Below are 11,399 nucleotides of genomic sequence, written 5' to 3'. Positions count from 1 at the left end.
GTCGGGGGCGGGCATCTTGCGGGCCTCGGCGACACGCAAGTCAGACCGGCTGGTAATGCGCAGTAGATAGTCCAGCGGAAGGGCAGCCCAGAACCCTGCGTTCAGCGCGGTACTCCGATTGTCTTCCAGCGCCATGGAGTTCACCGCGTCCATATGTGCTGGCCCGGGTGGGATCAGTGCAGCGAATAGTGAACGCTCGGTATCAAAGGGCACCATACGTCGCCAGGTCAGGCGGAAGTACTCGGTGTAGCGTTGACCGTCCCAAACGTCCTGCGCAGCGCGGTAGGTTTCGAGGTCGCAGGCGCGCACGTAGTTGGTCACTGGCACGGCGTCTTCAGGCAGCACAGCCAGGTTACTGGCGGACCAGTCGCGGTTGGTGCGGCAGGGGATGTTCGGTTGTTTGGAGAACGGATTCGCTCCAGCGATATGGGGGCCCTGAAGGATTACCTCATCAAGGCTCGGCACGTGCGAGGTGTTCCACTCGTACAAGCCGAGCTTCCTTGTTGCCAGGTTCTCAAACATGCCAACCGAAATGTTTGGCTCATGCTCTCCCAGACGCTTGCTGTAAGCGGCAAGAGCCTGGACAGCGCCCTGCTCACTGGCCGTCACCGGATACAGCAGCGCGGCCTGGGCTGCGGGCACGTCCGTCTCGCCGCTCAGGCGGTGCCACTCGGCGAGTTGGACCCAGTCAACTTCGACCAACCGGTCGCGGTGCGGGCGCGACTCCCACCGACCTTCGTGCTTGATCCCAGGCAGCTCACCTTCCCCTTCGTGCTTGAGCGAGTCGCTCAGTGTGGCAGCGTGGAAGAGCCAGCTCACATGGGTGAACCCGATCTCCTTCGGCGGACCGTAGACCTGCACACCGAACTCGGTGTTGGGGTGGATGTCAGGGAATGCACCCGCCCGGTTCCAGAAGTGCGCATGGAACCGGAGCCGCTCGTAGGCTGCCTGCCGCAGCCGCCCCTCCTTCACCCCGTTGAAGTGGGTGTCGGGATGGATCAGCCCCGCCGTCCCCTCCCCACTAGCGAGGTTGCGCCATGCCCGGCACATGAACGCCCGGTACAGGTCCGGCCGTGTCCCCGCGATGAGCGGGTACGTCGTGCCGCTGCTCAGCATCGCCACCGTGCCGGCAACTCCGGCCAGCTCACCGAGCCAGGTTCGCTGCGCGCCCTCGTCCGCGAGGACCTGTTCCTTCCGTGCCAGCCACTCATCCCGCGTCGGCTTCTCCGCCAGAGCGAACCAAGGCTCGAACTCGGCCAGTCCGCTCTGCTCTACCCAGTCGGGCCGCACCCACGGCGGGTTGCCGACCTGGAGGTCGAAACCGCCCTTCCGCGCGAAGACCAGGGCGAAGTCCAGCTCCCAGTGGAGGAAGCCCTGCGCAGTGGCGATGTCCTGTGCTGCATCGAGCCAGGGGAAGCGTTCGCTCAGGCGGTACTCGTTGTCCATGCCCATCCAGCCGGGCAGTTGCTCCTCGTACTCCTCCAGGCTGTCGAGGTCGGCGAAGGAGGGGACGATCGATCCCTCCTCGACGTCCGCTGTGCCGAGCACGCCCTCCAGGAAGTCGAGCCAGTCCTCGAAGTTCGTCAGTGCGATGAACGGCCGCCGTTCAATCGCGTGGCGCGGCTTGGCGGCTGCCTTCTTCCTCGCCTTCGGCTCGGGCAGCGCACGGACCTCCTGCACAACCTCCTCGTCGAAGGAGAGCGCGACGGACTCATAAGTGAGTTTTGGCGTCGCCATCACCGTCTCCGGCGCCAACGCCTCGCCGACGGGCAGCTCCGCAGCAGCCGACGCGTCGTCAGCTGCCGGGAGCTCGCTCCCGTCGAGCTTCCCTGCCAACTCCAGCGGCCAGAACCAGAGCGAGCACCACACGTCCATGACGGTCTTGAGCCGCCAGTACGGCGTGCCCTTCGCAGTGAACAGGTCGTGGAACACCTTCTCCTTCGGCACGGCCTGCTCCGGCCGCGCGAGGAAGGCGTACTCCGGGTCATCCGGATCGGCGCCCCACACGTCGATGTGGCGGGAGATCTCCCGCTCCGAGATCTTCATCCTCTCGACGACAAGCTCCCACAGGAACTCGGCTCGCCGGGACACCGCCTGGAGCCGCGCCAGCTGGGAGAGCTTGCGCCCCCGGGCAGCCGTGGCCGTCGGAGCCTTGAGGATGCCCTTCTTCCAGGCAGCGAGCCGCTTCTCCGCCTCCGGCGCGAGCGCTTTGGCCTCGCTCTCACCGACGACTGACGCCCACCCGGCATTCGGCAGCAGGAACTGGTGCACCGCGCCGCGCGGCAGTTCCTCCGACATGGGCAGCTCACGCGGGGCGAGTGCGCCCTTCGTCTTGAGCCAGTCCTTGCCCTTGACGGCGGACTCGCCGTAGACCGCGCGGCGGCCACCGATCAGCGAGTTGCCCCGGCGTAGGTGCAGCCCGAACCACGGGGCCCGCATGCCCGGGTGCATGGTGTTGAGCCACAGCGACACCTCGGCCAGCTCGACGCCCGTCGCGTTCAGGTCGACGCCGTACGCGTTGTGCAGCGCGATGTAGGCCTTGACCTTCTGCTTCTCCGCCAGGGCATCGGGCGTCGGCACCCGGTATCCCAGCTCTTCCTGACGCCGCCGCAAGTACTCCTCCGCGACCTGGTTGATCGCCTCGTTGAGGAACGCGCCGGAGCCGAGCGCAGGCTCGCAGATCTTGTACTGGAGCAGCTCGGCAGCCCGAGTGCCTTGGCTGAGCCGCTGCTTGAGGGTCAGCTCGACCGTGACCTTGGTCAGTGACTCAGGCGTGTAGTACGACGCCGAGGTCTCCCGGTCCCGCCCGGCCAGACGGTAGACGAACGTCCCTGCCGGGTACTTCTTCACCCCGCGCCGACCGCGCTGCGCATCGGCTTCGCCGTACTCGACCAGGCACTCGCTCGGGTACTCGTTCTGCCGCTTGCTCGGGATCAGCCAGGAGCCCTTCTCCGGGTCGCCACCCTTGGCGACCTCGCAGAGCTCATCGCCGGCGATGATGCCGGTGTAGGACATCAGGCCCTCGTAGACCGCGCCGAGCTGGTTGATGCCCAGGTTGCGGTAGGAGATCACCGCGCCCCGCTCGCCGCGCCGACCCGGCTTCAGGGTGAGCAGCCGCAGCACCTGGTGCAGGCACTCGTTGCGCAGCCGCAAGTCGAGCCAGCGCGGCCCGTATGCCTCCTCCGCGTCCTCGTCCACCCGCGGGTCGGGCAGTCGGGTGCCGATCAGCCGCACCGCGCCCGGCTCGAACAGCTCGCTGCGCAGTGCCTCGAAGCGCAGCCCCCGGTCCTCGCTGCGGCGGGCGGCCTTCTCGCGGCGGGTCTCCTCGTCGTCGCCCGGCAGGTCGTCGTCCGGTTCGGTGCCGTACGGCCGGTGGCCCGAGTTGACCTTGTTGAACAGCAGATCGAGCGAGGCGAAGAGGTGGAAGCCCTGGCGGGCCTCCTCCTCGACCAGCTCCTCGTCCCGCTCGACCAGCTCACGCAGGCGGGCCACGGAGTACCCGGCCTCGTACGAGCCGTCGTCGGCCGGCAGGATGCCGAGCTCCGGGCGGGCCTCGGCGTACAGCAGGAAGAGCACGCGGTACAGGTAGCGCAGCGACTCCCTGGTCAGCTGCCGAGCGAAGGGCGTCCGGGGGTCGGTGACTTCCTCCGGCTTCACGCCTTCCTCACGCAGGCGCTCCAGCACCTCGTTGGCGATGAGCTCGACTGAGCGCTGCAGTCCGTGCCGCAGTTCCTTCGAGACTCCCGCCGCACTGTCGTTGGCCGTCTTGCGCAGCTTGTCCAGGCCTCGTTCGCGGTCGGCGTCGCCCACCGCCAGCATCTCGCGGCAGAACAGGGCGGCCGCTACCGCCAGTTCACCGCCGGCCCGGGTGTCGTTGCGCTCCAGTGCCGCGTCCAGGCTGACCGCCAGATACCGGCCCTCGGCCCAGGCCTGCCGGTCCGCGAGTACGAGCACACCACCGCACAGCAGCAGCACGAACCGCACCCGCCGCCCGCTGTCCTCGCCGCCGAGCTCGGAGCCGAAGAGCCAGGAGGTGAGCTGTGCGCCGGTCTCGTAAGCCTCGCCTGCCCGGATCCGGAGCGGGTGCAGCAGGTGACCGGGGGCCCCGGCCTCGTCGTCGAGCGCGCTGTCCACCTCGGTGGCCCAGCCGCACTCCACGGCGAGGATTCCGTCCTCCTCGCTGGCCCAGGCCACTGACATCTCGACGGTGCGTCCGGCCTGGTGGAGGCTGACTCGCTGCGGCTCGCCGCTGTCGTAACCAAGAGCGGCAAGCAGCTCGGCGTGCCACTCGCCCAGCCGTTCCCGCCACTCGGCGTTCTCGTAGGTGTCGAGCTCGCCGCCTGCCGCCGCCTTGGCGAAGTAGCCGCGCCGGTCGTCGTCGAAGTAGCTGCTGCGCAGAGAGCGCAGCAGCTCCCGAGGGGTGCGACGCGGGTCGTTCTCGTCGTTCTCGCGCAGCGACCAGGTCTTGAAGATGCCCTTCTTGAGCTCCTCACCGAGCTGTTCGGCGAAGAAGTGCGCGGCCAGGTACTCGCCGCGATTGCTGAAGGAATCGAAGTCGGTGACCATCAGCGGTGCCCCTCCTCGGCGGTGGCAGCGGCAGCGGTCGGTTCGAGCACGGCGAGCAGCCGCAGCAACGGCGCGCCTGCGGTCTGCAGGGACTCGGCGAGCCGCAGCCGCCGGTCGGCGGTCTCCGCGACGCGGGCCGACCCGCCCCAGAGCGTCTGCTGCTGCCACCGGCTGACGCGCGCACGGAAGGGTTCGAGTACGGCGTCGATCCGCTTGCGGTACTCGTCCTGCAGACTCTCCATGTGCTGCCGGGCTGCCTCCACCACCTGAGGCACCAGCGCCTGCAATGCCAGCAGGTCCACCGGCACGGCACGGCCCGGCATGTCCGGGCCCACCCCGTAGCGGCGCAGCAGCTCGTCGGTGACTGCCGCCACCCTGGGCCCGTCGTCCTCCGGGCCGAGGCCCGACACCGCCATCCACTCGACCACGGTGGGCCGGCCGAGGCCGTTCGAGTAGACGCCCTGTACCAGGTAGGTAGGACAGTCCACGCCGGCCGCCGCGAGCACCGGTGCCTGCTTTCGGCCGAACTCCACCAGGACTTTGTCAGTGATCCAGTCCATCACCGGATGAATGTCCGTCAGATAGGACACGTTCGGCCACTGGGTGTCGCTGGTTTCCCGGGCGGCGCCCAGCCGGGCGTCGGCCAACGGCTTGCTGAAGGTGACCCTGATCCGACCGGGCTGGTCCTTGCGCGGGAGGATGCGCTGCTCGTCCAGGTACGACTTGGGGAGCGAACGCAGCCGGTGCAGCAGGTCGCGCGGGGGCTCGAAGGCAATCGTGCCGTCCTCCTCCCGGCGCAGTCGCAGCGCGTCCGCGGGATTGGGGCGGAAGACCTGGTCGAGGGCAGCGTCGAAGTACTCCGTCGCGTCCTTGAACAAGCTGGGCACCACGGCACGGGCGACGGGTTCGGCCGTCGTCGCCGAGCCGACGTTGCCGAGCAGGTCCGCGAGGAAATCCGCGCCGGCCAGGCGCGACTCCTTCAGCGATGCCTCGACGGTGCGGCCCTGGATCAGATCGAGGGTGAGTCGGTTCTCCTCCTCCTTGGCGCGGTACAGGCCGGTGACGGCCTCGGCGCTGCCCTCGATGCGGTGGGCCTCTGCCTCGCGGGCGAGCAGCTTCTCGCCGACCAGGCGGTCGTCAAGGGTGCGCGGCGCACCGAGCTCGTCGGTGCGCCAGGCCAGGTCACTGGTCAGCACGATCGCGCGGAACTGCGGCGGGATCTCCTGCTTGTACCGGTCGATCCGACCGTTGCGCTGCTCGATGCGGATCAGTGACCACGGCAGGTCGTAGTGGATCAGCAGATGGCACTGGTGGTGCAGGTTGACGCCCTCGGAAGCGATGTCTCCGGTGAACAGCATCCGTACCGGAGCATCCTTGAGACCGAACTGCGCGACCATGGCCTGCTGCTCTTGGTCGGTGTTGGCCTCGCCGTGCATGACCTGTACGGCACCCCGATAAGCCAGCCAGGGCTTGCCACTGTCCGGGCTCTTTCCACGGGGGAAGTCGAGCGCGGCGGGTACGGCTTCCGCGAGCCACTTCAAGGTCCGTACCCGCTCGGAGAACACCACCACCCGAGTGTCGGAGCCCGGACCGACACCCAGCGTGCGCAGCTCTGCGATCAGGGCGGCGAGCTTGGCGGAGTCGGCGTCCTCAACCCGCCCGGCGCACTGCTTCAGGGCGGCGAGCGCCTCGCGCTCGGCTCGGAGGCGCTGCAGCTTCGCCGGATCACCGGACTTCTCCAGCTCACGGTTCAGAGTTCCCGTGCGCGTGGAGATCGTCTCCAGCAGGGCTTGGTGGGACGAGAGGAAGGACTTGAGCAGCTGATAGGGCACCAGCTGATGGCCGCTCACTCCGGAGGCGGCCTCGTCGCGGGGGATCCAGTGGTCGATGAGCTCCCGGAAGACCGCCAGTTCCTTGTCGCTCGCCGGCGCGTGCACCGGAAGCGAGGGGCCACGGTCCGCCCACGCTCCCTTGAGGCCGTCGCGAACTTCAGGAGTGGTCTTGGTGCGACGGATGTAGAGGTGTTCGAGATCGGCGATGTCATAGCGACGTGGATCGGCGATCGCAGCCTCGTCGAGCATCCGCACCAACTCGGCGAAGGACGTCGCGTCGCCGTTGTGTGGGGTGGCGGAGGCGAGGATCAGCGCGTCGGTCCGCCGTGCGAGCAGCCGGGCCAGCGTGTTGTTACGGGTGCCCCGGTTGACCAGGTTGTGGGACTCGTCGATGACGACGGCGTCCCAGTCGGTGCGCTCCAGGTGGTGGGCGTACAGGTCGCTCTTGAGGGTGTCCACCGAGATGATCGCGCGCTTGAAGTACGCAAAGGGGTTGCGGCCGGCCGGGATCTCCTGCTGGATGCGTTGGATCCCGGTGGAGTCCAGCCGGACCAGCGGGATGGCGAAGCGTGTCCACAGCTCGCGCTGGAACTGTTCGAGCACATGCTGAGGGGTCACCACCAGGATCCGCTCGCCGCGACCCCGGCGGATCAGCTCGGCCAGCAGGACACCGATCTCCAGCGTCTTGCCGAGTCCGACCACATCCGCGATGAGGAGCCGGGGCTGCGGATTGCGCATGGACAGCGCGAGCTCGGCCGGCCGCAGCTGGTGGGTCTGGGAGTCCATCAGGAAGTTGTCGGCCAGCGCGAGCCCGTGTTCCGTCTGCGGCAGGGCGGTCTTTCGGATCACGGCTTCGAGATGGAGGCGGGAGCGGCGGTGGCGTGGGGAGTCGTCGCGAACCAACTCGGTGTCGGCCGGGTCGAGCACGCGGACAGCGTCGAGCCTGCTGTAGAAGACGGCGTCAGCGCCGCGGACGAACGGCGAGACTCCGGAGACCTCGATCATCCAGCCGTCGTGCTCGGTCCACTGACAGCGGCGCACCAGCCAGAGCTCGTCGCGGACCTCCACCTGCGAGCCCGCCGGAAACCCGCTGCCCCGGCCCGCCCCCGCACTGACCTCGCTGTCTGCCGACGCCGGTGTTGACGCCGAGTCCAGTCCCAAAGCTCTACTCCACTCCCGCCATCACCAGTACGTCTACTTCACACAGCTTGCCATCTGCCACCGACCGTGATCAGAGCCGGGTCGCCGCCGCGTACTCACGCCGCAGGGTGTCGGCGATCCGGCGCGAAGCAGGAACTCTGACCGCTCGGGCCGTGCCGGGCTCCGGCTCGCGGTCCGTGGCAGGAGCAAGGGGCATTGCCAGCTGGTCGTACGAGTCCTGCGGGTTCCCGGCCGTCTCCGCAGCATCATCCGCGACTGCCGGCTCGGCCTCGGCCTGCTCCAGCCGTCGCTGGAGCGACTCGGTCAGCTCCGGAACGGGTTCGAGCTGCGGTGCGGTGCGGGACATCAGCAGCAGTCGGGCATCCACCGGCGTGAGGCCGACAGCTCCGATCAGTTCGCCGCAGTGCTCGGCCACCTGGTCGAGGGTGGGCCGGTCTTGCGGGTTCTGGGCCAGCATCCAGGAGACGAGCGGACGAAGCGACGTCGGCAGGGCCCCCAGATCCGGGGCCGTCGCCGGGTCTACCAGACGCCCGCGCAGCTCGTCCCAGCTCGCACCGTCGTAGGCGTAGCAGCCGGCTGCGGCGTACAGCAGGACCGCGCCGAGACCGTACACGTCCGCCGCCGAGGTCACCTGCGGGTTCCCCGCCGCCTGCTCCGGGGGCATACAGCGGATCGAGCCGATGACCAGTCCCTGGTGCGAGAGCGAGTCCTGATCTGCGGGGCCGGGCACCGTGAACGCGCCGAGACCGAAGTCGATGATCACCGGTCCGTCCGCACCGAGCATGACGTTCTGCGGCTTGAGGTCCCGGTGGACCAGGTCTGCCCGGTGCGCGGCGTCCAGCCCCTCGGCCAGGAGTGCGCCCAGACTGGCGACCAGCAACGGCGGGAGCGGCCCCTCGGCCTCCACATGGTCACGCAGGGTCCGCCCTGGGACGTACTCCATCGCCATCCACGGTTGGTCGGCGAAGGGGTCGGCCTCCAGGAACCGGGCGACTCGGTTCGTGGCGACCAGTGCCTTGGCGATAGCCGCCTCCCGCTCGAAGCGGAGACGGGTGGCCTCTTCGAGCTGGTCGCGGCGGATCAGCTTGACCGCCACCGGATCACCGGCCGGGGTGTACGCCTTGTAGACCGTGCCCATACCGCCAGACCCGAGCTCCTCCTGCAGGAAATACCGACCGACCTTCTCAGGCATCGCCGCCATCTGCTGCTCCGCACTCCTATGTCGATGCTCTGGACAGGCCGTCCGACTGTTGAAGTCATTGGTGCCGGGTTCGCCAAGCCTATCTGTTGTATTCGCGACCTTGCTGTTCTTCGGGGTCCAGGCACGGGTCAGTCCCCGTGAGGGAGGGCTAGCGACACCCGGAGTCGTAGTGGTCGGCGGTTGGGGCCCGGACGCGGCAGTCAACGCGTCGGTGCTCATGGTGGCAGTCTGGGTCGGGCCTGACCAGTGGTCGCCCTACCTGATCTTCAATGGCCAGGTCGTCATCACTCACAGCTCCGAGGAGCCCCGTACTCCCGGGCATGCGCCCAGTAGCCGAGACGAGGTGCGCGGTCGCACCAGAGACTCCTGCGAGAAAGTCACCCACTCCGCATACCTGGAGCTGCTGCCTGACCGAACCCCCGGCCTCGTGCTTATGCAGCCCTTGTCCCCTTGCAAACAGCTTCACCGGGAGCCCACGTGATCTCGGCAGAGGCCACCGAGACTTTGTGGGCTTCCACCAGACGGCCGTCGCGTGCTGCCCGGTCGTAGAAGCAATGGCGGGCCATAAAATCACGAAGTCGAATCCTGCCTTATCGGTGATTGTCGGATCGACGGCAGGCGTCACCTGGAAACCCCCGGCCAGTCTGATTGGAAGATCAGCTGGTCTCTCGAATTTGCCCTAGCGAGACAGTAGACCACTCTCTGAAAGAGTCTTCCCTTTCTGGCGCCTCGGTCTACGATGAGATCATGGATGACGTGAAGTTGCAGGCGAGCTGGGGTTGTGTGGCCTCGTGGCCTGGGGACCAGTCGGGGACCACACGTCCTGCACACCTCTGCGCGACGTCCCTGCATTGCCCTTTTCTGAACACGTATGACGTGCGCGAGCAGGTATTTCGGGGGGAATGGCGAACCGCTGGGGGCCAAGGGGTCGCAGGTTCAAATCCTGTCGTCCCGACCAGCGTTGTCGCAGGTCGGAGGCCGTTCTTGTCGAAATGATGATAACGGCCTTTTCCTTTGGTGGTCGCAGTGTGGTCGTGAGCGCTCGTTCGCATCGCCTCGCTGAGCACGTTTCCGCAGGCCCGGCTCCTCCGACCTGGTCGTGACGGGGCATCTGTTCATTCACCCGGGAATCCGCGTGCCGGCGATCTCGGGCTGGTCGCCTCTTCGGCGCTGAAATGGGCGGGGACTCGCGGGAAATGGGCATGCCGACGGAACCTGCGGCGGCATCTGCCTCGACGGGCCGCACGTTTTCGGGTGTCAGCTGTGAGCCGTGAATCCCGGTTGCTTGTCGGCCCTGGTGGCCGGAGCGGCCAGGAGCGCCGAGCCGTCTGCAGCGGTGGGGGCCATCAGGCCGCGTGGCTGAACAGCGGGTTCGGCGAGCCGATGTCGTGAACGGGGGCGTCCGGGGCGTGCCGGGTGCGGGCTTCGACGAGGTGGAGCCTTGCCTCGATGGTGTTCACGGCGGCTCTGGCGACGTCCCAGGTCAGGTGGCTGTAGATGTTCGCGGTGGTCGACAGGGTGGAGTGCCGCAGGGTCTTGGAGACCCGTGACCCGCCTCCCCCAGCAGCCGCACGCACCACGGACCCAGCTGCTTCCCGTGCCCGCCCGTACAACCACACCGCCGGTAGACCCTGCCACGCTGCGCACGCTGTCCCATGAGCTTCCCCTTCTCTCGGACTGGGTGGTCCCTCTGGGGCAAGAGTGGCTGCCGTGTCGGGTGTGGCGGCAGGGCGTGCGGGGCGAAGCGCGAAGCACTCAGAACCAGACGGCGAAGACACGCTCAAGGCGACACACCGCTCGGAAGATCACGATCCGTTGAACGGAAAGGGTCTGCCGGTGCAGGCCGGTAGCAACTGAATGATGTTGCACAGCGATGAGGGTTTTGGCCCCTCGGAGTCGCCCCCGGGGAGGGAAGCTCCAAACCGCCTCCTGCTGCGTCGGCTGAAGACCGTCGCGGTGAGGGTCGGAGGAAGAGGTGCTCTTGAAAGGGCGTAGCCGGCCCGGCTCCCGCCTCGGATACCGTGTGCCTCTACGGGGTGCCACAACGGATGTGGTGCCCCCTACCGGAGGTAGTCGGCGTATGAGTTCAAAGCGCAGCAAGAATCCAGCCCTGCCCGTACTTGACGACGCATTCCGACTCGCGTCGGTCAAGGACGCCGAGGAGTCCACCCGTGACTTGGCCGCGCGGCTGGCCACCACCGAGCTGCGCCGCGTTTCCCACCCGGGCCGGGTCACCTGGGATCCCACCGATCAGGCCGAGCCCGTACCGGTCCCGCCGAGTGTGGTCGACGGTGACGGGGACCTGTGGCTGCGGGACCGGGGCACTGGCACCTGGACCATGCCCGAGTTCGACCCGAAGGAGTTCCCGGCCCGCTGCGGCGAGGTTCTGACGTGGAACGAGCTTGCCTGCGAGTACGGCCCGCTGACGGCACTGGCCGACGACCGCCGTATCGGCGGCGGCCGACGCTGACGGCGCGCCCTCTGGGACGACCGCGCCCCTGAAGCACCCGTTGCGGGTAGCGGTCGGCCTTCGGTTGCCGTGGTGAGCGCGCGGCCCGGCTCGCCGAGCGACTGCTGCCGGTCGGCCAACTGCCCGAGCGGGCCGCGCAGCAGTTTGTCGACGGCGGCCGCCGGGCCGA

The 11,399-nt window shown here is 68.1% G+C and carries 5 protein-coding genes; 1 reads left to right on the top strand and 4 read right to left on the bottom strand.

The features are described from left to right. From ADK60_RS31015 to ADK60_RS30995, 4 genes are all read right to left on the bottom strand, one after another. Positions 1-4,566 (bottom strand): hypothetical protein (locus ADK60_RS31015; protein WP_053650337.1); only part of this gene is annotated, 4,566 nt, incomplete at its 3' end. Beyond that, positions 4,566-7,466 (bottom strand): SNF2-related protein, encoded by a 2,901-nt coding sequence (locus tag ADK60_RS31010; protein WP_234371361.1) that lies wholly within the window; start codon positions 7,464-7,466, stop codon positions 4,566-4,568. The genes ADK60_RS31010 and ADK60_RS31015, both read right to left, overlap by 1 nt. A 163-nt stretch (positions 7,467-7,629) precedes the next feature. Then, positions 7,630-8,760, bottom strand: coding sequence for a serine/threonine-protein kinase (locus ADK60_RS31005; protein ID WP_053650336.1), 1,131 nt, complete (start codon positions 8,758-8,760; stop codon positions 7,630-7,632). Positions 8,761-10,106: 1,346 nt separating this feature from the next. Beyond that, on the bottom strand, positions 10,107-10,340 hold the full coding sequence (locus ADK60_RS30995) for a hypothetical protein (protein ID WP_053650334.1): 234 nt from the start codon (positions 10,338-10,340) through the stop codon (positions 10,107-10,109). A gap of 500 nt (positions 10,341-10,840) precedes the next feature. On the opposite strand from ADK60_RS30995, the gene ADK60_RS30990 reads away from it, so the two are divergent. Next, positions 10,841-11,230 carry a hypothetical protein gene (locus ADK60_RS30990; protein WP_053650333.1) on the top strand — a complete coding sequence of 130 codons (390 nt, stop codon included), beginning with the start codon at positions 10,841-10,843 and terminating at the stop codon, positions 11,228-11,230. The last annotated feature ends 169 nt before the right edge of the window (positions 11,231-11,399 follow it).

It is taken from the genome of Streptomyces sp. XY431 (assembly GCF_001279805.1).
In the GTDB taxonomy this organism is placed as follows: domain Bacteria; phylum Actinomycetota; class Actinomycetes; order Streptomycetales; family Streptomycetaceae; genus Kitasatospora; species Kitasatospora purpeofusca.
This window is presented reverse-complemented; position numbering and strand designations above follow the sequence as displayed.